The following is a 24502-nucleotide window of genomic DNA, read 5'->3' as shown; positions in this document are numbered from 1 at the left end:
CGGTGCCACCGCACCGGTCCCGTTCGGCATGCCGGGCCGGCGGGGGTCAGCCGAGGAGGGCCGCCGCCACCACCAGGGCGGGCACCGACAGGATCGTCGAGAGCAGGATGGACTCCCGGGCGAGTGTCTGTGCGACGCCGTAGCGGGAGGCGTAGGTGAAGAGGTTCTGCGCGGCGGGCAGCGCGGAGGTGACCACGACGTCCAGCAGCGGCGCGCCGCGCAGCCCGAAGACGCTGACGGCCAGGGCCCAGGCCACGGCGGGCTGGCCCACCGACTTCAGGGCGACCGAGAGCAGCACCGGGTTTCGCTCACGGCCGCGGGCGGGCGGCGTGCTGCCCCGCAGGGAGATCCCGTAGGCCAGCAGCACGGCGGGGACGGAGATGTTCCCGATGAGCGTCAGCGGTTCCAGCACCGGTCCCGGCACGCTCACACCGAGCGCCGACACCACCACCCCGGCCAGCGGGCCCACGGCGATCGGATTGCGCAGCGGGGTGAGCAGCCGCCGCCACAGCGGCTCCGCGCGGGCCCGGCCCGCGACGTCCAGCACCGTCAGCGCGACCGGCGACACCACGAGCACCTGGAACAGCAGGACCGGCGCGACGAGCGAGGCGTCGCCGAGGACGTACACGGCGATCGGGATGCCGAGGTTCCCGGAGTTGACGTAGCTGCTGCACAGGGCACCGATGGTGGTGCGCCCCACACCCCACCGGCGCACGGCGCCGACGGCGACGAACACCCCGGCGACCGCGGCGGTGCTCATCGCGGTGACCAGCAGCCGGGACGAGAAGACGACGGAGAGGTCCGCCTTCGCGAGGATCGTGAACAGCAGTGCGGGCGTGGCCACATGGAAGGCCAGCTTGGTGAGCACCTCCTGTCCGTTCTCCCCGAGAAGGCCGCGCAGACCGATCACGTACCCCACCCCGATGACGGCCGCGATGACCGCGAAGCCCGTCAACACCCCTTCCACGGCGCCTCCTCGGGCTGGAAGAGGCGGTGGGACATGACGGGTGGGTCGGATGCGTGCGCCACGCGGCCCACCCTCGGCCGCCGGTCGCGGCCCGGTCAATGTGATCTTCGGCGCGCCCGCGCGCGGGCCCTACGCCGGCCCGACCCCGTCGCCCGCCCCGTCGAGCCGCGCGGGCAGCCCGAACAGGGGGAACCAGCGGGTCGTGTCCAGGAAGCAGTGGAGTCCGACGATCCGGCCGCCCGACGTCTCCAGGGCCTGGACGGCCCAGGCCGTGAAGCGCCCCGTCCCCGGGTCCGGCTTGTACTGCGCGAAGCCCGGAAGGCCGTTGACCGCGACCGGCACCAGCCGTGAGCCGGCGCAGGCCGCGCCCAGGGTCGTCATGAACCCCGTGATGTCCGGCGCCCCGCGCAGCCACAGGTCGAACGGCGGCATCGTCATCACCGCGTCCTCGTGCAGCAGGGCCGTCAGCGCGGCCATGTCGTAGCCCTCGAACGCCGTGACATAGCGCTCCAGGAGTCTTCGCTGCTCCTCGTCCAGCGGATCGCGCACACCGGCGGCCTCGCCGTCCGTCTCCGCCAGGGTGGCGCGGGCCCGCTGGAGCGCGCTGTTGACCGAGGCGACCGAGGTGCCGAGCAGCTCCGCCACCTCGCTCGCCCTCCAGGCCAGCACCTCGCGCAGGATGAGCACCGCGCGCTGCTTGGGCGGCAGTGTCTGCAGGGCCGCCATGAACGCGAGCCGCACCGACTCCTTCGCGACGGCGGCCTGAGCCGGGTCGCTCACCTGCGGCAGGACCCGGGCGTCCGGCACCGGCTCCAGCCAGGTGCTGTCCGGCCGCGGCACGAGCGCGGCCCGGGCCAGCGGGCTGGAATCGGTCAGATCCATCGGACGGGCGCGTCTGCCGCCCGCGCTCAGCATGTCCAGGCAGACGTTCGTCGCGATCCGGTACAGCCAGGAGCGCAGCGAGGACCGCCCCTCGAACTTCTCGAAGTTCCGCCAGGCCCGGACCATGGTGTCCTGCACCGCGTCCTCGGCCTCGAACGCGGAACCGAGCATGCGGTAGCAGTACCCCGTCAGCTCCACCCGGTGCCGCTCCAGCCGGACGTCGAGGTCCTGCGTCGTCGCCGCGCCCTTGCCCATGGTCCACCCCTGTGGCAGCTCCTGTCGCGCTCCATCGCGCCCCAGCACCTCGGAAGCTACAACAGGCCACTGACAACGGCCCCCGGACCGCGAGAACCCCGCCCTGGACGGACGGGGTCACGCGGCGGCTCGCCCCGACGAGGGCGCCGGAGCCGGGTTCAGGCCGTGGCCAGGCGGCGTTCGACGCGCGCGGCGCGCGACCCGAACACCGTGATCGTCAGGACGCCGAGCACCGCCAGGACGCCCAGGCCCACCGTCCCGGACCAGCCGCCCGAGTGGAAGGCCATCGCGCCCAGCGCGCTGCCGGCGCTGGAACCGATGTAGTACGCGGACTGGTAGAGGGCCGAGGCCTGGGCGCGGCCCTGCTTCGCGGTGTGGCTGACCGCGGAGGACGCCACCGCGTGGCCCGCGAAGAAGCCCGCGGTGATCAGGACGAGGCCCAGCAGGACCAGGGGGAGGGAGGAGGCCAGGGACAGCAGCAGGCCCGCCGTCGTCGTACCGGCCGCCAGGTACAGCGCCCCGCGGCGGCCGAGCCGGCCCACCAGCCGGCCCGCCGTGGACGCCGAGACCGTGCCCACCAGGTAGACCAGGAAGATCGAGCCGATGATGCCCTGCGGCAGACCGAACGGCTCCGCCGTCAGGCGGTACCCGATCACCGTGTACACGCCGCCGAACACCGTCATGAACAGGGCGCCGATGGCGTAGAGCCGGCGCAGCAGCGGGTTGGCCAGGTGGTCGCGGACCGTACGGGCCAGGACGCGCGGGCGCAGCGAACCGGGCCGGAAGTTCCTCGGCGCCGGGAGCAGCAGCCGGAAGGCCACCGCGCAGACGAGGGCGATCACGCCGACCGTGCCGACGGAGACCCGCCAGCCCCACTCCTGGGCCACCCAGCCGGTGATCACCCGGCCGCTCATGCCGCCGACGCTGTTACCGGCCACGAACAGGCCGATCGCGGTGATCAGCGCCTTGGGGCTGACCTCCTCGGCCAGATACGCGGTCGCCGACGCGGGCAGCCCGGCCAGCGCCGCACCCTGCACGGCCCGCAGGACGATCAGCGCGCCGAGCGAGGGGGCGAAGGGGACCAGCAGCCCGACCGCCACCGCGATCGCCAGGGACGCGGTCATCACCGTGCGCCGTCCGAACCGCTCGGACAGCGCGCTCATGGGCAGCACGAACAGGGCGAGACCACCGGTGGCCGCGGACACCGTCCAGCTCGCCGCGCTCGCCGTCACGCCGAAGCCCGCGGAGACCAGGGGCAGCAGAGCCTGCGTGGAGTAGAGGAGGGCGAAGGTCGCGACCCCGGCGAGGAAGAGGGCGAGGCTCATCCGGCGGTAGCCGGGCCCGCCCGGCGTCATACGGGAGTCGGAGGAAGGGACTGCAATGGCATCGGCGTCCACGATGGTGGACGCCCCGGTATCGGCGGCAGGCATGCTTCGAAAGTACGGAGCCCACCGGTCATGCGTCCAATGCACAGAAACCCCATAATCGTTCCCATGGTGCATCAGCAGAGGTCAGGCGAGGGGCTGTCACCGTTCGGTGACACAAGTGACGCGGAAGACATCATCATGACACTCGCTCCTCGCCTGGCGTACTTCGCCGGCGTGGCCCGTACCGAGCACGTCACGCGGGCCGCGCGGGAGATGCGGGTCCCGCAGTCGACCCTGTCCCGCGCGCTGGTCCGGCTCGAACAGGACCTGGGCGTGGACCTGTTCGCCCGCCGCGGCCGCACGGTCTCGCTCACCCCGGCGGGCCGCACCTTCCTCACCTCCGTCGAACGGGCCCTGACGGAGATCGGTCGGGCCGCCGAGGAGGTGCGCGCGGACGCGGACCCGGCCGGCGGCAAGGTCGCCTTCGGATTCCTGCACACGCTGGGCGCCGAGACCGTGCCCGGACTGATCCACGCCTTCCGCGCCGACCATCCGCGTATCCGGTTCAGCCTCGTGCAGAACTACGGGGAGGCGATGCTCGAACGGCTGCGCGCGGGGGAGCTGGACCTGTGCCTCACCTCTCCGGTGCCCGACGCCCCCGACCTGGTCGCCCGCCGTCTGGACGAGCAGAAACTGCGCCTCGTCGTACCGGCCGACCACCGGCTCGCGGGCCGCAGGCGCATCCGCCTCGCCGAGGCCGCCGAGGAGGCGTTCGTGACCCTCGAACCCGGCTACGGGATGCGCCGCATCACCGACGCCCTGTGCCAGGAGGCCGGGTTCCGGCCGCGGATCGCCTTCGAGGGCGAGGAGGCCGAGACCCTGCGCGGCCTGGTCGCGGCCGGGCTCGGCGTGGCCCTGCTGCCCCCGCCGGCGGTGCCGCGCCCGGGTGTCGTGGAGTTGACGGTCACCGCGCCGCGTGCGGTCCGCGAGATCGGTGTCGCCTGGCGGGAGGGGCAGGTCGACACACCCCCGGTGACGGCCTTCAAGAAGTTCCTGCTGTCCAGGAGAGGCAGGCTCCTACCGGACTGAGCACGACGCCGTGCGGCGGATGGGGGCGTGGCCCCGTCCCCGGCGCCGGGCTGCTTCCGGGTGTGGCCCGGGGCTCAGCGGCGTAGTGAGCGGCCGAAGCCCGCCGCCAGGGGCATCCTCAGGCCGAGGGGCGGTGGGGCCGCCAGGGCGTCCTGGACCGGGCGGGAGAACCCCCGGCCGAACAGGCTTCCCAGCACGAAGTCCTCGGCCAGCGCGTGCACTTCGGACCGGTACTGATGCAGCCCGTGCCCGTCGGCGTGCACTTCGAAGCGGCAGACCTGCCGGTTGGCCTTCTTCGCCCGGGCCGCCAGCCGGAACGACAGCTCCGGGTCGGTGCGTTCGTCGTTCGTGCCGTGCACGATCAGCACCTGCCGCCCGGCCAGCTGCTTCACCGGTTCGGGTGACGCCGCCATGTCCTCCTCCGGCAGCCAGGGGGCCATCGCGAACGCCGAGTCGACGGCCGTGTGCCCCGCCGCGCGCAACGCCGCCCGTCCGCCCATGCCGACGCCGGCCAGGCACACGGGCACGTCGCCGTACCGGCGCACGACCTCGTCGGCGGCCCAGGAGGCGTCGCCCGCCAGATGGGCCTCACCCCCGTTCCAGCCCCGGTAGCGGTAGTGCACCACGTGGGCGACCAGGCCTTCCTCCCGTCCGGCCCGTGCCAGCCGACGGCCCAGGGCGCGCACGGAGGCGGCGGCCGTCAGCGGGGACGGTCTGCGGGCGGAGACCTCCTCGCCCCCCGGCAGGAGCAGGACCGCACCGCTCACCGTCCTCGGCTCCGGGCCGAGCGCCCTCCCCAGCCGGGCCCTGCGAACCGGCGTCACTTGGTGTGCCATGACAGAACAGTGTCAGAAGCGACGGTGTACGAGACCTGGCGGGAGGATCACCTTTGGATATCGACGTGTTGCCGTACGTCGAACTCTACGCGCGTAGGGTCTATGGTGCGGAAATGACGAGCCAGCACCGGAACACCCCGAGCTCGGAACAGATCCGCCGCGCTCCCAAGGTCCTGCTGCACGACCACCTCGACGGGGGCCTGCGCCCCGGCACGATCGTGGAACTCGCCCGCGAGAGCGGCTACGCACACCTTCCCGAGACGGACCCGGAGAAGCTCGGTGTCTGGTTCCGCGAGGCCGCCGACTCCGGCTCCCTGGAGCGGTATCTGGAGACCTTCTCCCACACCGTCGGCGTGATGCAGACCCGCGAGGCGCTGGTACGGGTGGCCGCCGAGTGCGCCGAGGACCTCGCCCGCGACGGGGTGGTCTACGCCGAGGTGCGCTACGCGCCCGAACAGCATCTGGAGGGCGGGCTCTCCCTCGAAGAGGTGGTCGAGGCCGTCAACGAGGGCTTCCGGCAGGGCGAGCGGCGGGCCGGGGAGGACGGCCACCGCATCCGGGTCGGCGCCCTGCTGACCGCCATGCGGCACGCGGCCCGTGCGCTGGAGATCGCCGAACTGGCCAACCGGTACCGGGACCTGGGTGTCGTCGGCTTCGACATCGCGGGCGCGGAGGCCGGTTACCCGCCCACCCGGCACCTGGACGCCTTCGAGTACCTCAAGCGCGAGAACAACCACTTCACCATCCACGCCGGTGAGGCCTTCGGGCTGCCCTCCATCTGGCAGGCCCTGCAGTGGTGCGGCGCCGACCGCCTCGGGCACGGGGTGCGCATCATCGACGACATCCAGGTCATGGAGGACGGCTCGGTCAGGCTCGGGCGTCTGGCCTCGTACGTGCGGGACAAGCGCGTCCCGCTGGAGCTGTGCCCGAGCTCCAACCTCCAGACGGGCGCCGCCGACTCCTACGCCGAGCATCCGATCGGTCTGCTGCGGCGGCTGCACTTCCGCGCCACCGTCAACACGGACAACCGTCTGATGTCGGGGACGAGCATGAGCCGCGAGTTCGACCACCTGGCCGACGCGTTCGGCTACACGCTCGACGATCTCCAGTGGTTCACGGTCAATGCCATGAAGTCGGCGTTCATTCCTTTCGATGAACGACTGGCGATGATCAACGACGTCATCAAGCCGGGATACGCCGAACTGAAGTCCGCGTGGCTGTTCCGGGACACCGCCTCCACCAGGGACTCTTCCGCGTCCGGCCGCTGACCGGGGCGAGACGACAACGGCCGGGACGCGATGTCCCGGCCGTTCTCGCGTGTTTGCGGAGTCCTGTCGCGCGTGCCTACGGTTCTGGACCGCTCACCCACCCGTCAACGCAACGTCGACGGCAACGGAACCAAGGACGCGTTCATCATGAAGCAGTCTGCCGCAAGGACCCTCGGTGTCGCCGCTCTCGGTGCCGCCTTCGCCGCCGCGGGCGCGGGTGTCGCGAGCGCCGCGCCGGCCCTCCCCCAGGCGCCGGGGCTGGACACCGCCACCCAGGCGCTGCCGACGGCCGCCGCCCTGCCGCTCGTCCACCAGGCCGTGGCCGGGGGACCCGCCAAGCCGGTCACCGGGCTGCTCGGCGGACTGCCGGTCCGGAGCCTGCCCACGCACGGCCTGCCCACGCACGGCCTCCCTACGCAGGGCCTCCCCACGCACGGTCTGCCGGTCGACGGGATCCCGCTCGGCTGAGCCGGCCCGCCCCGTACGAACGAAGGGCGCCCCGGCTCGGGGCGCCCTTCGGCGTCACGCGTGCGGTGCCCCTCACCAGGCCGTGTGCGCGTCGTCCCGGTCCTGCGACGGGACCAGGATCCACAGCGCCAGGTAGAGGAGGAACTGCGGGCCCGGCAGCAGGCAGGACACCAGGAAGATCACTCGCATCGTGGTCGCGGAGGTGCCGAACCGCCGTGCCAGCGCGGCGCACACACCACCGATCATGCGTCCGTGGGTGGGGCGGGCGAGGGCGGTCATGAGTGGCTCCTTCGGTTTCGTGCGGCACGCTGTCCACGTGTCCTACGTGATGCACGCTACGGGTGGCGAAGGGTGCCGGGCGTCGCCCTACGGGGCCATACCGACCCTGGGAATCGTCGGGGTCCTCCCCTGAGAGGGCTCCTCCCGGGGGAGGGCGGCCAGGCGCCGGTACTCGACCCGGCGACGGAGCCGGCGGCGCGCCACCGGAACGACCAGGAGGTGGGCGAGGGCCACGCCGACCGTGCTGAGCAGGACCGAGTCGATGTCCACGACCTGACCCGGAACCCCGGTCTGCAGCAGCTCGATCCCCAGCGAGATCAGGGTGCCCGCGGCGACGGTGCGGACGAGCGAGGCGAACGGCGACACGTCGACCCGGCCCCCCGCCATCGGCAGCAGCACCCCGAGCGGTCCGAGCAGCGCGAGGCCCCTGCCTATCCGGTCGGCGGCCTCGGGCCAGCCCAGCGAGAGATCGGCTCTGATGGTGGCCAGCGGACGCAGGTTGGCGGGCATCACCCAGGGGACGTCCAGCGGCCGCAGCGTGAACCAGGCGACGAGCGCGAGATGAGCGGCGAGGAGGACACCCCCTGCCACACGGACGCGGATCGCGGCGCTGCCGCCGTCTGAACCTTGACGCTGCACGCCCTCCAAGACGCGGCGGTCGGTGCTTCCGGTTCCGCCACCCGGCGCGGGCCGCGCGACGCGCGCCCCCCGGCGCGGTCGGCACGCCCCACCGTGCGGCCGCGGCGGCCGAGGCCGCGCGCGCTCAGCCCCCGGCGATCTGGGCGTACGGGGGATGCTTGTCGCCCGGGTGCGTCCGTACGTCCGTGCTGCACTCGTAGCGGTGCAAGACCGTTTCGTCGCGGCCGGCGAGGACCACACTGCCGTCGTCCGCCGCGGTCGCCTCCGAGTTGGCGAAGGTGCAGACGATCTGCGCGAGGGCGTAGGGGGTGAGGTTCTGCGGCGGGACGCTCAGCCGGAAGGTGTCGGCCGGGTCCTTGCCACGCGGTCCACCGACCTTGATGCCGCTGGTCACGCTCGACGTGTAGCCGGCCTGCGTCTCGGCGGGGGACGGCGTCGCCGCGAGCTGGTCGATCAGCCCCTGGGCCACCAGCACCCGACGGGCCGCCTCGGCCGTGCCGTCCGGGATGCGCACGGCGCGGTCCACCGTGACCAGCTGCGAGGAGCACAGCAGGAAGACCTGGACCGGGATGCCGCGGTGACCCGACTCCGCGGTCACGTCCGTGCCGGAGAGGGCGCACGGCACGCGGGAGGGCGCGGGCCCGAAGTCCGTCGGCACCTGGGTGGGGCGGATGCCGCAACCGGCCAGCGCCGCGGCCAGCAGCGGAACGGCGAGCCAGCGCCGCACACCGCCCCCCGTCGTGGGACGTGCCCTGTGTCCTGTCATCGGGCGTGCCCTTCCGCGCCGTCGCCGTCGTCCCCGCCGCCGCCCTGGTCCCCGTCGCGCTTCTCCAACTCGACCAGCGCCGACGCGTCGCGCGGCAGTCGCAGCGTGAAGACGGCCCCGCCGTCGGGGGAGTTGGCGGCGGTGATCTCACCGCCGTGGATGTGCGCGTTCTCCAGCGCGATGGACAGCCCCAGGCCGCTGCCCTCGGAGCGGGGGCGTGAGGCGCTCGCCTTGTAGAAGCGGTCGAAGACGTGCGGCAGGACGTCCTCGGGGATACCGGGACCGTGGTCCCGCACCCGGATGAGGAGGTCCTCGTCCTCCTCGCGCACGATGACGCGCACCGGGGAGCCGCCGTGCTTGAGCGCGTTGCCGATCAGGTTGGCCAGGATCACGTCCAGCCTGCGCGGGTCGAGGCGGGCCATGAGGCCGCGCTCGGCGTCCAGTTCGACGGCGTCCAGCCAGGCGCGGGCATCGATGCACGCGGTGATCTGGTCCGCGATGTCCACGTCGTCCAGGACCAGCCGTGCCGTGCCCGCGTCGAAGCGGGTGACCTCCATGAGGTTCTCCACGAGGTCGCCGAGGCGCCGGGTCTCGCTGACCACCAGCCGTACGGCCGGCTCGATCATCGGGTCGATGCCGCCGGTCTCCGCGTCCAGCTCCTCCTCCAGGACCTCGGTGACGGCCGTGATCGCGGTGAGCGGGGTACGCAGTTCGTGGGACATGTCCGCCACGAAGCGGCGGGAGGCCTCGTCGCGGGCGCTCATGTCCGCGACCTTCTTCTCCAGGGCCGCCGCGGTGCGGTTGAACGTCCTCGACAGCTCGGCCAGTTCGTCGGTGCCGGACACCCTCAGCCGGGTGTCCAGCTGGCCCTCGCCAAGACGCCGGGCGGCGATGCCGAGGCGGTGCACCGGCTTCAGCACGGTGGTCGCCGCGGCCTGGGCGAGGAGCGCCGAGCCGATCAGCGCGAGCCCGGTGGCGATGCCGAGCGACCAGGCCAGCGAGTTGAGGTCCTTGGCCTCCGGCTCCAGCGACTTGAGCATGTAGCCGGTCGGGCCGCCGCCGATCACCTTCGCGCCGCCCACCAGGTAGGGCTTGCCGTTCTGGTCGATGCGCTGCCAGTACAGGTGGTAGACGTGGCTGCCGTCCGACGACGCCGGCTGCTGCCTGCCCACCGCCTTCTGGAGCGACTTCGGCACGTTCTCCAGGGTGAAGGTGTCCAGGTCGGAGTTGCCCACCACGGTTCTGCCGTGCTCGTCCGTCGCGACCAGCAGCACACTGAACCGCTGGCTGCTGTTCGCCATCTGCCCGGCCGCGTGCTGGAGTTCGTCCTGCGTCGGGTGCATCGGCAGGGAACTCGCCCGGTTCTGCATCTCCTGCTGGAAGTCGCGCAGCACCGCGTCCTGGGTGCGGGTGAGCACCGCCTCGCGGTTGAGCCAGTAGGCGATCGCGGACGCCGAGACGGCGGCGGTCAGTGCCACGAGGCCGAAGACCACGACCAGGCGCAGCCGCAGGCTGGTGAAGCGCAGCCGGGACAGCGCGGTCGTGCGTCCCGCGGTCCAGCCGCGGTGTTCTGCCGGCGACTCGGTCACTGAGGCGAGTCCAGCCGGTATCCGACGCCGCGGACCGTGCGGATCAGCGTGGGCGACGACGGGACGTCCTCGACCTTGGCGCGCAGCCGCTGGACGCAGGCGTCGACCAGCCGGGAGTCGCCCAGGTAGTCGTGCTCCCACACCAGGCGCAGCAGCTGCTGGCGGGACAGGGCCTGTCCGGGCCGTCTGCTCAGCTCCAGGAGCAGCCGCAGTTCCGTCGGGGTGAGCTGGAGGTCCTCACCGTTCTTGGTGACGGTCATCGCCGAGCGGTCGATGACGACGCTGCCGAAGGTCGCCGCGTCGTTGGCCTCCCGCTCGCCGCGCCGCAGCACCGCCCGGATCCGGGCGTCGAGCACCCGGCCCTGCACGGGCTTGACGACATAGTCGTCCGCGCCGGACTCCAGCCCGACCACCACGTCGATGTCGTCGCTGCGCGCGGTCAGCAGGATGATCGGCAGCTGGTCGGTGCGCCGGATGCGCCGGCACACCTCGAAACCGTCGATGCCGGGCAGCATCACATCCAGCACGATCAGGTCCGGCCGTTGTTCGCGCAGCAGCTTCAGACCGTCCTCGCCGGTGGCAGCGGTGGCCACACGGTGTCCCTGGCGCGTCAGTGACAGCTCCAGGGCCGTACGGATGGCGTCGTCGTCCTCGATCAGCAACAGGGAAGGCACAGACGCCATTCTGGCCCATGCCGGGGTGGTCCATCGACCTCCCCCGACGTTTGTTCGGGTCGGCGCCCCGGTACGGCCTCTCCCTGTGGTGCCGCTGGGACACGGCCGAGGACCACCCCTGTGACAGCCCTGTGACAGTCGGCGGACACGTCCATGAAGTGGCCTCGGCAAGCTTTTGGGCACAGGCAGAACCGTACGAACACCGGGGACTCCACGACGGGGGGCGCAGGATGAACACGCTGCACGGCACCAGCACGGGCGCGGTTGTCACGCGGCTGCACGACGTGGTCCGGGACGGGGAGAAGTCCGGTGTCGTGAGCAGGCGGGGGTGTGTTCGCGGCACCGGGCGTCAGCACACCGCGTACATGACGGTGGTTGACGTTTTCACGGGGGGCGGCAGGGCGGTCGAGGCTCACGGGGGAGCCGTGTACGGGGAGGCGACGAGGGAGCGCCGCTCGGCGTCGGAGGCGGAGTTCACCGCCTACGTCGAGGAGCGGCGCGCCTCCCTGTACGCCACCGCCTACCACCTGACCGGCGACCGCTTCGAGGCCGAGGACCTGCTGCAGAGCGCGCTGTTCTCGACCTACCGGGCGTGGGACCGGATCAGCGACAAGGCCGCCGTGGGGGGATACCTGCGGCGCACGATGACGAACCTGCACATCAGCGCGTGGCGCCGCCGCAAGCTGAACGAGTACCCGACCGAGGAACTGCCGGAGACCGCCGGTGACACGGACGCGATGCGCGGCACCGAGCTGCGCGCCGTGCTGTGGCAGGCGCTCGCCCGGCTGCCCGAACTCCAGCGCACCATGCTGGTCCTGCGCTACTACGAGGGCCGCACGGACCCGGAGATCGCGGAGATCCTCGACATCAGCGTCGGCACGGTGAAGTCCAGCATCTGGCGGTCACTCCGCCGGCTGCGCGACGACGAGGCCCTGAGCTTCGGCCGTGACGAGGAGGAGTCCTTCGGCGAACTCGTCGCCTGAGGGACTGGGGGGAAACGGGGGAGCGGTAACCGGCGGGAGCACGGGGGCCCGTCCGGGGGGACACGGGGGAGCACGGGAGGCGGGACTGGAGGACCGGGGGGTCCGCCCAGTCCCGCTTTTCACCATGCAGGGACCCGGAACGCGCACGTCAGGGGCGCGGGGAACTGCGCAGAACCGCACCCCCGCGCAGCGCGCAGGCGACCCGTCAGGCCCGCAGGGCCACCCGCCCCGCCGCGGCCGCCCCCAAACGTCCCAGCGCCTCGTCCCGCCCGCACCCGTGCGCCCCGAGCGCAACCTGTCGGGCCACGATCGACCGCTCGGCCCGCATCAGCCGCCACCCCCGCCGCAGGAGGAACGGCACCGACTTGCGCCCCTCCCGCAGATCCCGCACGAACCGGCGCCGGAACGTGGTCATCGGCCCCCGGGTCAGGCACAGCGCGTCGGCCAGCACCCCGAGTGCCCGGCACTGCTCCACGATCTCCGCGGCGAAGACGCCCTCGGCGATGAACACGGGCGTACGGTCGATGGACAGCGCCTCCGCCCCCGTACGCGCGCTCTTGGCGAGGTCGTACACCGGGATCGTCGTACGCCCGGTGGCGCACAGTTCGGTGATGGCCTTGACGGCGACATCCGCGTCCCAGGACCCGGGATGGTCCCAGTCGATGTCCGAACTCCCCTCCACCAGCGGCAGCGTCGGGTCGTCGCCCTCCTTGTAGAAGTCGTCGAGCCGCAGCACGGGCAGGCCGGAGAGGGCGGCGACGAGGGACTTGCCGGAGCCGGAGGGGCCGCACAGCAGGACGACGCGGGCGGGGGCCGGGGGATGGAGACTCACGAGACACCAGTTTGACGCATCACGTGCACTGTGCCGACACCAAAGTGCGACGTTGGTGCGCACATCACATCTCAACTACCCTTCGTGTCGACACGATTACTTTCGGCACTGAGAAGGTGGCACGATCGATGGCACGACACGCCTCCCCCAAGAACCACAGCGCGCGGCGGACGCTCGCCGTACTGGCGACCGCGGGTGCCGCGCTGGGGGCCGGCGCGGCCACGGCGTCCGCGGCCGACGCACCGTCGCTGGACGCGACGCACCTGCGGCCCGCACCGCTCGGCGGCATCGGCCGGCAGTCGGGCCTGTCGCCGCTGACGGGCCCGCTCGGCTACGCCGTCGGCCCCGTCGCCGGACTCAAGCCCAACCCGCTGGCGGGCACGGGGGTCGACCCGCTCGACAACGGGGTCGGCACCCAGCTCGCCGACTTCAAGCCGCTGTCGTCCCGCTCCGTGACCCACCCGGTCGCCGAGGCCCCGTCGTTCGGCAGCCTGCCGGTGCTCGGGAGCGTGCTCGGGGCGGTGCACTGAGCACGCCCCCGAACGCCCGGCCCTGCGACGGAGAGCCGCGCTGCCCCCGGACGGCAGGGCAGCGCGGCTCTCCTGGCCTCGGGCCCCCGACATGGCCGTCGGGGACGCCGATGCGTCAGTACGACGAACCGGAGGCGCCCAGTGAACCCGTCGGGTGCCAGACGGTCTTGGTCTCCAGGAACGCCGTCATACGGCCGGTTCCCGGCGTCGCCGTCCAGTCGTCCACACCCTGTGGACGCAGGACGCGCTTGAGGTTGTCCGCCGCCGCGGTCTCCAGCTCCTTCGCCAGGTCCTCGTCGGCGCCCGCGAGGTCGATCGCGTTGACGTCCTGGTGCGCGGCCAGCGGCGCGGCGATCTCGGCCGTGCGGCCGGAGAGCACGTTGACGACGCCGCCGGGCAGGTCCGAGGTGGCCAGCACCTCGCCGAGGGACAGCGCGGGCAGGGGCGCCTTCTCGCTCGCGATCACCACCGCCGTGTTGCCGGTCGCGATGACCGGGGCGATCACCGAGACCAGGCCGAGGAACGACGACTCCTGCGGGGCGAGGACCGCCACCACGCCGGTCGGCTCGGGGGAGGAGAGGTTGAAGAAGGGGCCCGCCACCGGGTTCCCGCCGCCGACCACCTGGGCGATCTTGTCGGTCCAGCCCGCGTACCAGACCCAGCGGTCGACGGCCGCGTCCACGACCGCCGCCGCCTTGGACTTCGACAGGCCCTCGGCCTCGGCGACCTCGCGGACGAACTGGTCCTTGCGACCCTCCAGCATCTCGGCGACGCGGTAGAGGATCTGGCCGCGGTTGTACGCCGTCGCGCCCGACCAGCCACCGAACGCCTTGCGCGCGGCGACGACCGCGTCACGGGCGTCCTTGCGGGAGGACTGGGGGGCGTTGGCCAGCCAGTTGTCCTTGGGGTCCGTCACCTCGTACACCCGGCCGCTCTCGGAACGCGGGAACTTCCCGCCGACGTACAGCTTGTAGGTCTTGAAGACGCTGAGCCGCTCAGTCTTTTCGGTCTTCTCAGACATCGAGGTAAGCCTCCAGGCCGTGGCGACCGCCCTCGCGGCCGAAGCCCGACTCCTTGTAGCCGCCGAAGGGCGAGGTCGGGTCGAACTTGTTGAACGTGTTGGACCAGACGACACCCGCGCGCAGCTTGTTCGCGACGGCCAGGATCCGGGATCCCTTCTCCGTCCAGATGCCGGCGGACAGGCCGTACTGCGTGTTGTTGGCCTTGGCCACCGCCTCGTCGGGCGTGCGGAAGGTGAGGACCGACAGCACGGGGCCGAAGATCTCGTCACGGGCGATGGTGTGCGCCTGGGTGACGTTGGTGAACAGCGTCGGGGCGAACCAGTAGCCCGCGGAGGGCAGCTCGCAGTCCGGGGACCAGCGCTCGGCGCCCTCCGCCTCACCCTGCTCGGTGAGCGCGGTGATCCGGGCCAGCTGCTCGGCGGAGTTGATCGCGCCGATGTCGGTGTTCTTGTCGAGCGGGTCGCCCAGGCGCAGCGTGGACAGGCGGCGCTTGAGGGCGTCCAGCAGCTCGTCCTGGATCGACTCCTGCACCAGCAGGCGCGAGCCCGCGCAGCAGACCTGGCCCTGGTTGAAGAAGATGCCGGTGACGATGCCCTCGACGGCCTGGTCGATGGGCGCGTCGTCGAAGACGATGTTGGCGCCCTTGCCGCCGAGTTCGAGCGTGAGCTTCTTGCGGGTGCCCGCGACGGTGCGGGCGATCTCCTTGCCGACGGCCGTGGAGCCGGTGAAGGCGACCTTGTTGACGTCGGGGTGCGCGACGAGCGCGGCACCCGCGTCGCCGTGGCCCGTCAGGATGTTGACGACACCCTTGGGCAGGCCGGCCTGACGGCAGATGTCCGCGAAGAAGAGAGCCGACAGCGGGGTGGTCTCGGCGGGCTTGAGGACGACCGTGTTGCCCGTCGCGAGCGCGGGGGCGATCTTCCACGCCAGCATCAGGAGCGGGAAGTTCCAGGGGATGACCTGGCCCGCGACGCCGAGCGGACGCGGGTTCGAGCCGAAGCCCGCGTGGTCCAGCTTGTCGGCCCAGCCCGCGTAGTAGAAGAAGTGCGCGGCGACCAGCGGGAGGTCCGCGTCGCGGGTCTCCTTGATCGGCTTGCCGTTGTCCAGCGTCTCCAGGACGGCCAGCTCGCGGCTGCGCTCCTGGATGATCCGGGCGATGCGGAAGAGGTACTTGGCGCGCTCCGAGCCGGGCAGCGCCGACCACTTCTCGAACGCCTTGCGGGCGGCCCGCACCGCGCGGTCGACGTCCGCCGCGCCCGCCTGGGCGACCTCGGAGAGGACCTCCTCGGTGGACGGGCTGACCGTCTTGAACACCTTGCCGTCGGCGGCGTCGGTGAACTCGCCGTCGATGAACAGGCCGTAGGAGGGCGCGATGTCGACGACCGAGCGGGACTCGGGCGCGGGGGCGTATTCGAATGCCGATGCCATGGTGATCAGTCCACCGTCACGTAGTCGGGGCCGGAGTAGCGGCCGGTGGCCAGCTTCTGACGCTGCATCAGCAGGTCGTTCAGGAGCGAGGAGGCGCCGAAGCGGAACCAGTGGTTGTCCAGCCAGTCCGCGCCCGCGGTCTCGTTGACCAGGACCAGGAACTTGACGGCGTCCTTGGTGGTCCGGATGCCTCCGGCGGGCTTCACACCGATCTGGACGCCGGTCTGCGCGCGGAAGTCGCGGACGGCCTCCAGCATGAGCAGGGTGTTCGCGGGCGTCGCGTTGACGGCGACCTTGCCGGTCGAGGTCTTGATGAAGTCGGCCCCGGCCAGCATGCCGAGCCAGCTGGCCCGGCGGATGTTGTCGTACGTCGACAGCTCGCCGGTCTCGAAGATGACCTTGAGGCGGGCCGAGGTACCGCAGGCCTCCTTCACGGCCACGATCTCGTCGTACACCTTCAGGTACCTGCCCGCGAGGAACGCCCCGCGGTCGATGACCATGTCGATCTCGTCCGCTCCGGCGGCCACGGCGTCGCGCACGTCGGCCAGCTTCACGTCGAGCGCGGCACGGCCCGCCGGGAAGGCGGTCGCGACCGAGGCGACCTTCACGCCGGAGCCGGCGACGGCCTCCTTGGCGACGGCCACCATGTCGGGGTAGACGCAGACGGCCGCGGTCGTGGGCGTCGTGCGGTCCGTCGGGTCGGGATGGGCCGCCTTGGCGCCGAGCGCCCGGACCTTGCCCGGGGTGTCCGCGCCTTCCAGCGTCGTCAGGTCGACCATCGAGATGGCGAGGTCGATGGCGTACGCCTTCGAGGTGGTCTTGATGGATCGGGTGCCGAGGGAGGCGGCGCGCGCCTCCAGGCCGACCGCGTCGACGCCGGGCAGCCCGTGCAGGAAGCGGCGCAGCGTGCCGTCGGACGCGGTGACATCCGTAAGAGCGGTGGGGGAGGTGGGCATGGTCACCAGCCGAGCATATCTACGCGCGTAGCGGCTGTACAGTCCCCGTCACTGACCGATGCCGGACGGAAACCGGACGGCAGCCGGAGGGTAATCGGAGGGGAATATTCCGGCCCGGGGCGGGCACCGGGTGCGCCACAGCCCGGGACCGCGCACGGCCCCCGCGCCCAGGTCGTGCAGAATCGGCACCATGACGACCTCTGATCACCAGCCGCCCTCGCCGGGCCCCGCGGAACCCGGGTACGCGGACCGGATCCACCGGTCGCACCTCGGTATCGCCTCCGGCGTGCTGCTGCTGGCCATCGTGCTCTGGCTCGGCATCGACGCCATCGTCGCGGGGCACGGCCGCACGCCCTGGCTGGCGCTCGCCACGCTGATCCTGGTGATCCCCCTGGTCACGGCCTTCACCCTGCGCCCGGCCGTCTACGCGAACGAGGAGCGGCTGCGGGTGCGCAACCCGTTCCGGGTGATCGTGCTGCCCTGGGGCTCGGTCGCCACGCTCCGCTCCGGCTACTCCAACGAGGTCGTCACCTCCTCGGGCAGCAGGTACCAGCTGTGGGCCATCCCCGTCTCCCTGCGCGGCCGCAAGAGGGCCAACCGCCAGGCAGCGCGGCGGGACAACCCGGACCTCGGCCGGGGCGGCGGCCTCGGCGGCCTCGGCGGGCTGACGGGCAGCCTGCGCGGCGGTCCCATGCCCCAGGGCACGGGACCGATCCGGGCCGAGGGCGACCAGAACATGGACAGTCTGCGCGAGCTGGCCGAGGCCCACGCGACCTCCGTGCACGCCCAGGGCGAGCCGACCGTCCGCTGGGCGTACGAGGTGATCGCCCCCGCCGTCGCGGGAGCGGTGCTCCTGGCGATCCTGCTGGCCATCGGCTGACGGGCCCGCGGGCATGTCGAAGGGGGCGCCTCCCGTGGGAAGCGCCCCCTTCGACATGCGGACCCGGACGACCGGGACGAGCGGGACGGTCAGATGCCGGCCGCCGCCGCGAGGTCCCGCTTGACCGCCGCGAGGAGCTGCGCCGCCTTGGCGCGGGCCTCGGGAAGCCCGGCGTGCGCGGCGACGGGCACCACGACCTCCAGGTAGCACTTCAGCTTCGGCTCCGTGCCGCTGGGACGGACGATCACGCGCGCGCCGTCGAGCGTGTAGCGCAGCCCGTCGGTGGGCGGGAGCAGGTCCGTGCCCCGGGCGAGGTCCTCGGTGCGGGTGACGGCCAGCCCCGCCAGCGCGGTCGGCGGCTGCTCGCGCAGGCGCCGCATCGCGTCGGCGATCACGGACAGGTCCTCGACCCGGACCGAGAGCTGGTCCGTCGCGTGCAGCCCGTGCTCGACGGCGAGGTCGTCCAGCAGGTCGAGCAGGGTCCGGTCCTCCTCCTTCAGCTCCGAGGCGAGTTCGGTGATGAGCAGGGCGGCCGTGATGCCGTCCTTGTCGCGCACGCCCTCGGGGTCGACGCAGTAGCCGAGCGCCTCCTCGTAGCCGTAGCGCAGGCCGTCCACCCGGGCGATCCACTTGAAGCCGGTCAGGGTCTCCTCGTAGGGCAGGCCCGCCTTCTCGGCGATACGGCCGAGGAGCGAGGAGGAGACGATCGACTCGGCCAGCGTGCCGGTGACCCCGCGCCGGACCAGGTGCGTGGCCAGCAGCGCGCCCACCTCGTCGCCGCGCAGCATGCGCCAGTCGCCGCCGTCCTTCACGGCCACGGCGCAGCGGTCGGCGTCGGGGTCGTTGGCGATCACGAGGTCCGGGTCCGTACGGCGGGCCTGCCCGAAGGCGAGGTCCATCGCGCCGGGCTCCTCCGGGTTGGGGAACGCGACGGTCGGGAAGTCCGGGTCGGGCTCGGCCTGCTCGGCGACGAGGATCGGGGCCGGGAAGCCGGCCCGGGCGAACGCGGCGAGCAGGACGTCCTTGCCCACGCCGTGCATCGCCGTGTAGACGGCGCGCGCCGTGCGCGGTGAGCCCTCGGCGAGCACGGCGTCCGTGCGGGCGAGGTAGGCGTCCAGGACGCTGTCGTCCAGCGTGTCCCAGCCGCCGTCCGGGCGGGGCACCGAGTCGAGACCGGCGATGGCGTCGATCTCCGCCGCGATCAGGGCGTCGGCCGGGGGCACGATCTGGGAGCCGTCGCCCAGGTAGACCTTGTAGCCGTTGTCGCGCGGCGGGTTGTGGCTGGCGGTGACCTCCACACCCGCGACCGCGCCGAGGTGCCGGATGGCGAACGCGAGGACCGGCGTGGGCAGCGGGCGCGGGAGCACCGCGGCGCGCAGGCCCGCGCCCGTCATGACGGCCGCGGTGTCCCGGGCGAAGTCGGCGGACTTGTGGCGGGCGTCGTAGCCGACGACGACCAGTCCGTCGCCCTGGCCCTGGGCCTTGAGGTACGCGGCGAGTCCGGCCGCGGCGCGGATGACCACGGCGCGGTTCATCCGCATGGGCCCGGCGCCGAGTTCACCGCGCAGCCCCGCGGTACCGAACTGGAGGGTGCCGCTGAAGCGCGCGGCGAGCTCGGCGTGGTCCTCGGCGTCGATGAGCCGGGCGAGTTCCTCACGGGTTTCCGCGTCGGGGTCCTCGGCCAGCCACGCCTGGGCCCGTGCGATGAGTTCGTCGTGCACGTCGGGTCAACCTCTCGTTGTGTGTCGGTACGGTGCCGTGCGCGGCACGGCGAGGCGCTCGGCGCACGCCGGCCGTGGACGGTGCGCGCTCACCGGCCGGGCCGCGCCGTACGGGCCGCCCGCGCCGGTCGAGCCGGCTACAGGCGCTGCAGAACCTGGGCGAGCAGGCCGCCCATGCGGGTGGCGCTGTCGCGGCCCGCCTGCAGGACTTCCTCGTGGTTCAGCGGCTCGCCCGTCATACCGGCGGCCAGGTTCGTCACCAGGGAGATGCCCAGGACCTCGGCTCCCGCCTCACGCGCGGCGATCGCCTCCAGCACCGTGGACATGCCGACCAGGTCCGCGCCGATGGTGCGGGCCATGTGGATCTCCGCCGGGGTCTCGTAGTGCGGCCCGGTGAACTGCGCGTACACGCCCTCCTCCAGGGAGGGGTCGATCTCCTTGCAGAGGGTGCGCAGGCGCGGGGAGTAGAGGTCCGTCAGGTCGACGAAGTTGGCGCCGACGATCGGGGAGGTCGCGGTCAGGTTGATGTGGTCGCTGATCAGGACCGGCTGCCCGGGACGCATCGTCTCCCGCAGGCCACCGCAGCCGTTGGTGAGCACGATGGTCTTGGCGCCGGCGGCGACGGCCGTACGCACGCCGTGCGCGACGGCGGCGACCCCGCGGCCCTCGTAGTAGTGGGTGCGGCCCAGGAAGACCAGGGCGCGCTTTTCCCCGACCTTGTACGAGCGGATCTTGCCGCCGTGGCCCGCGACGGCCGGCGGCGGGAAGCCGGGCAGCTCGGTGACCTGGAACTCGGCCTCGGCCTCGCCGAGCGCGTCGACGGCCGGCCCCCAGCCGGAGCCCATCACGAGGGCGACGTCGTGGGTCTCGGCGCCCGTCAGTTCGCGCAGGCGCGCGGCGGCGGCGTCGGCGGCGGCGTAGGGGTCGCCCTGGATGTCGTCCGGAAGAAGAGATGCGTTCACGCGGACGAGGGTAGCCGGTCTGGGCCTACGCGCGTAGATGATGGAGGTCACGGCAATGCGATCGTTGTCTTGTCGTTTCTGACGAAGAGCTGCCGCGGGGGCGATGTCCTGGTCGAACCCGTCGCGCCGCCGGTCACCTCCGGTGCCGCGCCAGGACCGGCCGCTGTCGGCAGGCCGGCGGGGCAAGCAGGGTCAGCAGGGTCTCTTGCGCAGTTCCATCACGTAGTCGTGCGGGGCCCCGGCCGACTCCGCCGCGTCCGCGATCTCGCCGAGGTAGCGGGCCGACGGGAGGCCGCCCTCGTAGCCGTTCAGCACATACGTCCAGGCGTTGTCCTCGCCGTCCAGCGTGTGGACGCGGACCCGGGTGCGGCGGTAGACCTCCAGGCTCACGCTCTCCCAGCGGTCCATGGACTCCTCGTCCATGGGCGCGATGTCGTACAGCGCGACGAACACCTGCGAGAACGGGTCCTCCACGAGGGTCGCGAGGGCGCCCTCCCAGCCCATGTGCTCACCGCCGAAGGTCAGCCGCCAGCCGTTGAGCCAGCCGGTGGCGCGCAGCGGCGAGTGGGGTGCGCGGCGCGTCATCAGCCGCGCGTCGAGATTGCCGGCGTACGCGGCGTAGAGCGACATGGGGTCGAGAGTACGGCAGCCCCAGGGCCCTGTCGGCGGCAACCGGAATCCTTCCTCCCGCCCCCGCAGGAGAAGCGTCCGGGGCGTGCGGGACAATGGAGTACGTGACTCGGATCGTGATCATCGGTGGCGGACCCGGCGGCTATGAAGCGGCGCTGGTGGCCGCGCAGCTCGGCGCGGAGGTGACCGTCGTGGACTGCGACGGTCTGGGCGGGGCGTCGGTGCTCACCGACTGCGTCCCGTCGAAGACGCTCATCGCGACGGCCGAGGTGATGACCACCTTCGACTCGTCGTACGAGGAGCTCGGCATCATCGTGGCGGACGACACCCCGCCGCTGGAGCGGGCCGCCCGGGTCGTCGGGGTCGATCTGGGGAAGGTCAACCGACGGGTGAAGCGGCTCGCGCTCGCCCAGTCCCACGACATCACCGCCTCGGTCACCCGCGCCGGTGCCCGGGTCATGCGCGGGCGCGGCCGGCTGGAGGGCATGCAGGCCCTGGACGGTTCGCGCAAGGTCGTCGTGCGCGCCGCGGACGGAAGCGAGGAGACCCTCACCGCCGACGCCGTCCTCATCGCCACCGGCGGTCACCCGCGCGAGCTGCCCGACGCCCAGCCCGACGGCGAGCGCATCCTCAACTGGACCCAGGTCTACGACCTCGACGAGTTGCCCGAGGAACTGATCGTGGTCGGCTCCGGTGTCACCGGCGCCGAGTTCGCGGGCGCCTACCAGGCCCTGGGTTCCAAGGTGACGCTGGTCTCCTCCCGCGACCGGGTGCTGCCCGGTGAGGACCCGGACGCCGCCGCCGTCCTGGAGGACGTCTTCCGGCGTCGCGGCATGAACGTCATGGCCCGCTCCCGCGCCCAGTCCGCCAAGCGCGTCGGGGACCGGGTCGAGGTCACCCTCGCCGACGGCCGGGTGATCACCGGGTCGCACTGCCTCATGGCCGTCGGCGCCATCCCCAACTCCAGCGGGATGGGCCTGGAGGAGGCCGGGGTCAGGCTCCGGGACTCCGGGCACATCTGGACCGACAAGGTCTCGCGGACCACGGCTCCGGGGGTGTACGCGGCCGGAGACGTGACCGGTGTCTTCGCGCTCGCGTCCGTCGCCGCCATGCAGGGCCGTATCGCGATCTACCACTTCCTCGGTGACGCGGTGACCCCGCTCAACCTGAAGACCGTCTCCTCCAACGTCTTCACCGACCCCGAGATCGCCACCGTCGGTTACACCCAGGCCGACGTCGACGCCGGCAAGATCGACGCCCGGGTCGTCAAGCTGCCGCTGCTGCGTAATCCCCGCGCGAAGATGCAGGGCATCCGGGACGGTTTCGTCAAGATCTTCTGCCGTCCGGGCACCGGGATCGTCGTCGGCGGAGTGGTCGTCGCGCCGCGCGCTTCCGAACTGATCCATCCCATCTCGATCGCGGTCGACAACAATCTGACGGTCGAGCAGATCGCCAACGCCTTCACCGTGTACCCGTCGCTGTCCGGCTCGATCGCCGAGGTGGCGCGGCAGTTGCACACCCGCAAGGCCGGTACCGAGGCCTGAGCCGCCGTCGGCGGGACCCGGCCGGTGACCAGCCACGCGGCCGGTCACCGGGCCCGCCCGCCGGCTTTCGACCGCCCCTTCACGGGCGGTCGTGGACGATGCGGACGGCATAGTCCTCCGGAGTAGGCGCGTATACCACTGTCGACCCCACTGTGCGAACAACTTCTGCTATTCGGCGCAAACTGCTGAAAGCAGACGGTCGTTGGGGTTACTGTCAGTTTCGTGTTCGCTGCAGAACGTCGTCAATTGATCCTCGAAATGGTGCGAGCGAACGGAGCCGTGTCGCTCCGTGAGCTCGCCCGCGTCGTCCAGACCTCCGAAGTGACCGTACGGCGGGACGTGCGCGCACTGGAGGCAGAAGGACTCCTCGACCGCCGGCATGGCGGTGCGGTACTGCCGGGCGGGTTCACGCGAGAGTCCGGCTTTCCGCAGAAGTCTCATCTCGCGACCGCCGAGAAGACGGCCATCGCCGATCTCGCCGCCGGGCTCGTCGAAGAGGGCGAGGCCATCGTGGTCGGGGCGGGGACCACCACCCAGGAGCTGGCCCGCCGGCTCGCCCGGGTGCCCGGACTGACCGTCGTCACCAACTCCCTCCTGGTGGCCCAGGCGTTGGCCCACGCCAACCGCGTGGAGGTCGTGATGACCGGGGGCACCCTGCGGGGTTCCAACTACGCCCTTGTCGGCAGCGGGGCCGAGCAGTCGCTCCAGGGGCTCAGAGTCTCCAAGGCGTTCCTGTCCGGGAGCGGGCTCACCGCCGAGCGCGGGCTGTCCACCTCCAACATGCTGTCGGCGTCCGTCGACCGCGCGCTGGTGCAGGCGGCCGCGGAGGTCGTCGTCCTCGCCGATCACACCAAGCTCGGCACGGACACCATGTTCCAGACCGTGCCGACGGACGTGATCACCCGGCTGGTGACCGACGAGCCGCCGCCGCACGACGACCGCGCGGCCACCGAGCTGCAGGCACTGGCCGACCAGGGCGTGCAGGTCGCGGTCGCCGGAGCCTCGGCCGGGGGTGCGACGGGGGGTGAGGGGGGCCCGGCGGGGCGGCAGCCGCGCAGGGACGTTCCCCTGCCCGGCCCGCGCCGCGGCCAGGTTCCCGGCGGCGGCCCCCAACTGCGCACGGCGACCGTCCTGGGCGACCAGCCCACCGGCGACCGGGCCCGCGTGGCGGACCTGCGCCGCCGCTGACGCCTCCGGCGGCGGGTTGACCGGCGCCGGGAGGCTGACCGACGGCGCAAGCGCCCGCGGCACCTTGTGGGCTGGACGGGTCGCGTGGCTCGGGTGCCCGGACGTCCGGGTTCTCGGGCGGTGCCACGTACCTTGGCCGGTGGCCCGTGGCGCGTCGGGTGGCCGAGCGGCGTCTCGTGGACCGGGGGCGGGCCGTGTGGGTGCGCGCGGTGCTGCGGTTGGGTGCTGGGGCCGTGCCACGTGCCTCGGCTGGTGGCCCATGGCGCGGTGTCGGGGGTGTGCCTCGGTCGGGATCTGCTTGGGGCGCGATGCTCGGGCCGTGCCTCGGGCTTGGGTGGCCGGGGGCGCCGGGGCGTGCTGTGCGCCCTCGGGCGGTTGCGGGGCCTTGTGGCTCCGGCCGTCACGTGGAGGGCGGGGTCCCGCTGCCAAGTGGCCGGAGGCGATAACTACGGGGGCAGTCTGCGACCCGGCGGTGCCCTGTCGCGCCGTGCCGGGCTTGGAGGGCGGTCGGCCACCCGCCGCAGCTCCGGTCGTGCGCCGAACGCGCAGGGTGCCCGCGGATATGGGGCCCCGGCTGCGCGTCCGTATCACGGCAAAACGCCCCGCCTCACCGTGGACGGTGGTGCGGGGCGCCTGCTCAGGTGCTCAGTCCGTGATGTCGCAGATGGCCGCGCCCGAGGTGATGGAGGAGCCGACCTCGGCGGTGAGGCCCTTGATGGTGCCTGCTTTGTGGGCGTTGAGGGGTTG

24 protein-coding genes are annotated in these 24502 nt (G+C 72.4%); 8 read left to right on the top strand and 16 right to left on the bottom strand.

Annotated elements, in window-relative coordinates:
* Window positions 1-46 precede the first annotated feature (46 nt).
* The 3 genes from AB0C59_RS00120 to AB0C59_RS00110 all read right to left on the bottom strand — a co-directional run bounded on the left by AB0C59_RS00120 (window position 47) and on the right by AB0C59_RS00110 (window position 3534).
* The gene (locus tag AB0C59_RS00120; protein WP_362999856.1) at window positions 47-967 is read right to left on the bottom strand and encodes an AEC family transporter; all 921 of its coding nucleotides are present in this window, start codon (window positions 965-967) and stop codon (window positions 47-49) included.
* Window positions 968-1096: 129 nt separating this feature from the next.
* On the bottom strand, window positions 1097-2104 hold the full coding sequence (locus AB0C59_RS00115) for a sigma-70 family RNA polymerase sigma factor (protein WP_362999855.1): 1008 nt from the start codon (window positions 2102-2104) through the stop codon (window positions 1097-1099).
* Window positions 2105-2262: 158 nt separating this feature from the next.
* Window positions 2263-3534 carry an MFS transporter gene (locus AB0C59_RS00110; RefSeq protein WP_362999854.1) on the bottom strand — a complete coding sequence of 424 codons (1272 nt, stop codon included), beginning with the start codon at window positions 3532-3534 and terminating at the stop codon, window positions 2263-2265.
* Window positions 3535-3597: 63 nt separating this feature from the next.
* Here AB0C59_RS00110 and AB0C59_RS00105 point away from each other — a divergent pair, with 63 nt between their 5' ends.
* Window positions 3598-4560, top strand: coding sequence for a LysR family transcriptional regulator (locus AB0C59_RS00105; protein ID WP_362999853.1), 963 nt, complete (start codon window positions 3598-3600; stop codon window positions 4558-4560).
* 74 nt (window positions 4561-4634) lie between these two features.
* Here AB0C59_RS00105 and AB0C59_RS00100 read toward each other — a convergent pair whose 3' ends face one another.
* On the bottom strand, window positions 4635-5396 hold the full coding sequence (locus AB0C59_RS00100) for an alpha/beta hydrolase (protein WP_362999852.1): 762 nt from the start codon (window positions 5394-5396) through the stop codon (window positions 4635-4637).
* A gap of 113 nt (window positions 5397-5509) precedes the next feature.
* Between AB0C59_RS00100 and AB0C59_RS00095 the strand changes: the two genes are divergently transcribed.
* Both AB0C59_RS00095 and AB0C59_RS00090 read left to right on the top strand, forming a co-directional pair.
* The gene (locus AB0C59_RS00095; RefSeq protein WP_362999851.1) at window positions 5510-6664 is read left to right on the top strand and encodes an adenosine deaminase; all 1155 of its coding nucleotides are present in this window, start codon (window positions 5510-5512) and stop codon (window positions 6662-6664) included.
* Between the two features lie 147 nt (window positions 6665-6811).
* Window positions 6812-7132, top strand: coding sequence for an ATP-binding protein (locus tag AB0C59_RS00090; protein WP_363000132.1), 321 nt, complete (start codon window positions 6812-6814; stop codon window positions 7130-7132).
* Between the two features lie 72 nt (window positions 7133-7204).
* Here the strand turns inward: AB0C59_RS00090 and AB0C59_RS00085 are convergent, their stop codons facing one another.
* The 5 genes from AB0C59_RS00085 to afsQ1 all read right to left on the bottom strand — a co-directional run bounded on the left by AB0C59_RS00085 (window position 7205) and on the right by afsQ1 (window position 11079).
* Window positions 7205-7411 (bottom strand): PspC domain-containing protein, encoded by a 207-nt coding sequence (locus tag AB0C59_RS00085; protein WP_362999850.1) that lies wholly within the window; start codon window positions 7409-7411, stop codon window positions 7205-7207.
* A gap of 87 nt (window positions 7412-7498) precedes the next feature.
* Window positions 7499-8050 carry a VanZ family protein gene (locus AB0C59_RS00080; protein WP_362999849.1) on the bottom strand — a complete coding sequence of 184 codons (552 nt, stop codon included), beginning with the start codon at window positions 8048-8050 and terminating at the stop codon, window positions 7499-7501.
* Between the two features lie 124 nt (window positions 8051-8174).
* On the bottom strand, window positions 8175-8816 hold the full coding sequence (locus AB0C59_RS00075; RefSeq protein ID WP_362999848.1) for a hypothetical protein: 642 nt from the start codon (window positions 8814-8816) through the stop codon (window positions 8175-8177).
* Window positions 8813-10405: a HAMP domain-containing sensor histidine kinase gene (locus tag AB0C59_RS00070; protein WP_362999847.1), complete on the bottom strand. Its 1593-nt coding sequence runs from the start codon at window positions 10403-10405 to the stop codon at window positions 8813-8815. Before AB0C59_RS00070 ends, AB0C59_RS00075 begins: the two co-directional genes overlap by 4 nt.
* A complete protein-coding gene (gene afsQ1 / locus AB0C59_RS00065; protein WP_362999846.1) occupies window positions 10402-11079 on the bottom strand; it encodes a two-component system response regulator AfsQ1 in 678 nt (225 codons plus the stop codon). The genes AB0C59_RS00070 and afsQ1 overlap by 4 nt, the downstream gene beginning before the upstream one ends.
* A 230-nt stretch (window positions 11080-11309) precedes the next feature.
* Between afsQ1 and AB0C59_RS00060 the strand changes: the two genes are divergently transcribed.
* Complete coding sequence (locus tag AB0C59_RS00060) at window positions 11310-12062, top strand: SigE family RNA polymerase sigma factor (protein ID WP_362999845.1); 753 nt, start codon at window positions 11310-11312, stop codon at window positions 12060-12062.
* A gap of 205 nt (window positions 12063-12267) precedes the next feature.
* Here AB0C59_RS00060 and AB0C59_RS00055 read toward each other — a convergent pair whose 3' ends face one another.
* On the bottom strand, window positions 12268-12894 hold the full coding sequence (locus AB0C59_RS00055) for a uridine kinase (protein WP_362999844.1): 627 nt from the start codon (window positions 12892-12894) through the stop codon (window positions 12268-12270).
* Window positions 12895-13022: 128 nt separating this feature from the next.
* Here AB0C59_RS00055 and AB0C59_RS00050 point away from each other — a divergent pair, with 128 nt between their 5' ends.
* Complete coding sequence (locus AB0C59_RS00050) at window positions 13023-13424, top strand: hypothetical protein (RefSeq protein WP_362999843.1); 402 nt, start codon at window positions 13023-13025, stop codon at window positions 13422-13424.
* Window positions 13425-13539: 115 nt separating this feature from the next.
* On the opposite strand, the gene AB0C59_RS00045 is transcribed toward AB0C59_RS00050, so the two are convergent.
* From AB0C59_RS00045 to deoC, 3 genes are read right to left on the bottom strand one after another with little or no spacing between them, the layout of a single operon-like run.
* A complete protein-coding gene (locus tag AB0C59_RS00045) occupies window positions 13540-14445 on the bottom strand; it encodes an aldehyde dehydrogenase family protein (protein ID WP_362999842.1) in 906 nt (301 codons plus the stop codon).
* Complete coding sequence (locus AB0C59_RS00040; RefSeq protein WP_362999841.1) at window positions 14438-15874, bottom strand: aldehyde dehydrogenase family protein; 1437 nt, start codon at window positions 15872-15874, stop codon at window positions 14438-14440. The genes AB0C59_RS00045 and AB0C59_RS00040 overlap by 8 nt, the downstream gene beginning before the upstream one ends.
* Before the next feature lie 5 nt (window positions 15875-15879).
* A complete protein-coding gene (gene deoC, locus AB0C59_RS00035; protein WP_363000131.1) occupies window positions 15880-16830 on the bottom strand; it encodes a deoxyribose-phosphate aldolase in 951 nt (316 codons plus the stop codon).
* Between the two features lie 190 nt (window positions 16831-17020).
* On the opposite strand from deoC, the gene AB0C59_RS00030 reads away from it, so the two are divergent.
* Window positions 17021-17710: a PH domain-containing protein gene (locus AB0C59_RS00030; RefSeq protein WP_362999840.1), complete on the top strand. Its 690-nt coding sequence runs from the start codon at window positions 17021-17023 to the stop codon at window positions 17708-17710.
* 89 nt (window positions 17711-17799) lie between these two features.
* On the opposite strand, the gene AB0C59_RS00025 is transcribed toward AB0C59_RS00030, so the two are convergent.
* From AB0C59_RS00025 to AB0C59_RS00015, 3 genes are all read right to left on the bottom strand, one after another.
* A complete protein-coding gene (locus AB0C59_RS00025) occupies window positions 17800-19431 on the bottom strand; it encodes a phospho-sugar mutase (RefSeq protein WP_362999839.1) in 1632 nt (543 codons plus the stop codon).
* Between the two features lie 137 nt (window positions 19432-19568).
* A complete protein-coding gene (locus tag AB0C59_RS00020; RefSeq protein WP_362999838.1) occupies window positions 19569-20393 on the bottom strand; it encodes a purine-nucleoside phosphorylase in 825 nt (274 codons plus the stop codon).
* Between the two features lie 192 nt (window positions 20394-20585).
* A complete protein-coding gene (locus AB0C59_RS00015) occupies window positions 20586-21023 on the bottom strand; it encodes a gamma-glutamylcyclotransferase (RefSeq protein ID WP_362999837.1) in 438 nt (145 codons plus the stop codon).
* A 95-nt stretch (window positions 21024-21118) separates the two neighbouring features.
* Between AB0C59_RS00015 and AB0C59_RS00010 the strand changes: the two genes are divergently transcribed.
* Both AB0C59_RS00010 and AB0C59_RS00005 read left to right on the top strand, forming a co-directional pair.
* Window positions 21119-22567, top strand: coding sequence for an NAD(P)H-quinone dehydrogenase (locus tag AB0C59_RS00010; protein WP_362999836.1), 1449 nt, complete (start codon window positions 21119-21121; stop codon window positions 22565-22567).
* Window positions 22568-22789: 222 nt separating this feature from the next.
* Entirely contained in the window at window positions 22790-23755 is a 966-nt protein-coding gene (locus AB0C59_RS00005) for a DeoR/GlpR family DNA-binding transcription regulator (protein ID WP_362999835.1), read from the top strand.
* Window positions 23756-24502: the final 747 nt, after the last annotated feature.

The organism is Streptomyces sp. NPDC048664 (genome assembly GCF_040650555.1).
Classification (GTDB): Bacteria; Actinomycetota; Actinomycetes; order Streptomycetales; family Streptomycetaceae; genus Streptomyces.
Note: the sequence above shows the minus strand (reverse complement) of the source record. Positions and strands in the feature narration are given on the sequence as shown.

Bases quoted from the DNA above. Each gene is read 5' to 3' on its own strand.
- AB0C59_RS00115 (WP_362999855.1), bottom strand. From the start codon at position 2,104: ATGGGCAAGGGCGCGGCGACGACGCAGGACCTCGACGTCCGGCTGGAG.
- AB0C59_RS00110 (WP_362999854.1), bottom strand. From the start codon at position 3,534: ATGCCTGCCGCCGATACCGGGGCGTCCACCATCGTGGACGCCGATGCC.
- AB0C59_RS00105 (WP_362999853.1), top strand. From the start codon at position 3,598: ATGGTGCATCAGCAGAGGTCAGGCGAGGGGCTGTCACCGTTCGGTGAC.
- AB0C59_RS00100 (WP_362999852.1), bottom strand. From the start codon at position 5,396: ATGGCACACCAAGTGACGCCGGTTCGCAGGGCCCGGCTGGGGAGGGCG.
- AB0C59_RS00095 (WP_362999851.1), top strand. From the start codon at position 5,510: ATGACGAGCCAGCACCGGAACACCCCGAGCTCGGAACAGATCCGCCGC.
- AB0C59_RS00090 (WP_363000132.1), top strand. From the start codon at position 6,812: ATGAAGCAGTCTGCCGCAAGGACCCTCGGTGTCGCCGCTCTCGGTGCC.
- AB0C59_RS00085 (WP_362999850.1), bottom strand. From the start codon at position 7,411: ATGACCGCCCTCGCCCGCCCCACCCACGGACGCATGATCGGTGGTGTG.
- AB0C59_RS00075 (WP_362999848.1), bottom strand. From the start codon at position 8,816: ATGACAGGACACAGGGCACGTCCCACGACGGGGGGCGGTGTGCGGCGC.
- AB0C59_RS00060 (WP_362999845.1), top strand. From the start codon at position 11,310: ATGAACACGCTGCACGGCACCAGCACGGGCGCGGTTGTCACGCGGCTG.
- AB0C59_RS00050 (WP_362999843.1), top strand. From the start codon at position 13,023: ATGGCACGACACGCCTCCCCCAAGAACCACAGCGCGCGGCGGACGCTC.
- AB0C59_RS00045 (WP_362999842.1), bottom strand. From the start codon at position 14,445: ATGTCTGAGAAGACCGAAAAGACTGAGCGGCTCAGCGTCTTCAAGACC.
- AB0C59_RS00040 (WP_362999841.1), bottom strand. From the start codon at position 15,874: ATGGCATCGGCATTCGAATACGCCCCCGCGCCCGAGTCCCGCTCGGTC.
- deoC (WP_363000131.1), bottom strand. From the start codon at position 16,830: ATGCCCACCTCCCCCACCGCTCTTACGGATGTCACCGCGTCCGACGGC.
- AB0C59_RS00030 (WP_362999840.1), top strand. From the start codon at position 17,021: ATGACGACCTCTGATCACCAGCCGCCCTCGCCGGGCCCCGCGGAACCC.
- AB0C59_RS00015 (WP_362999837.1), bottom strand. From the start codon at position 21,023: ATGTCGCTCTACGCCGCGTACGCCGGCAATCTCGACGCGCGGCTGATG.
- AB0C59_RS00010 (WP_362999836.1), top strand. From the start codon at position 21,119: ATGGAGTACGTGACTCGGATCGTGATCATCGGTGGCGGACCCGGCGGC.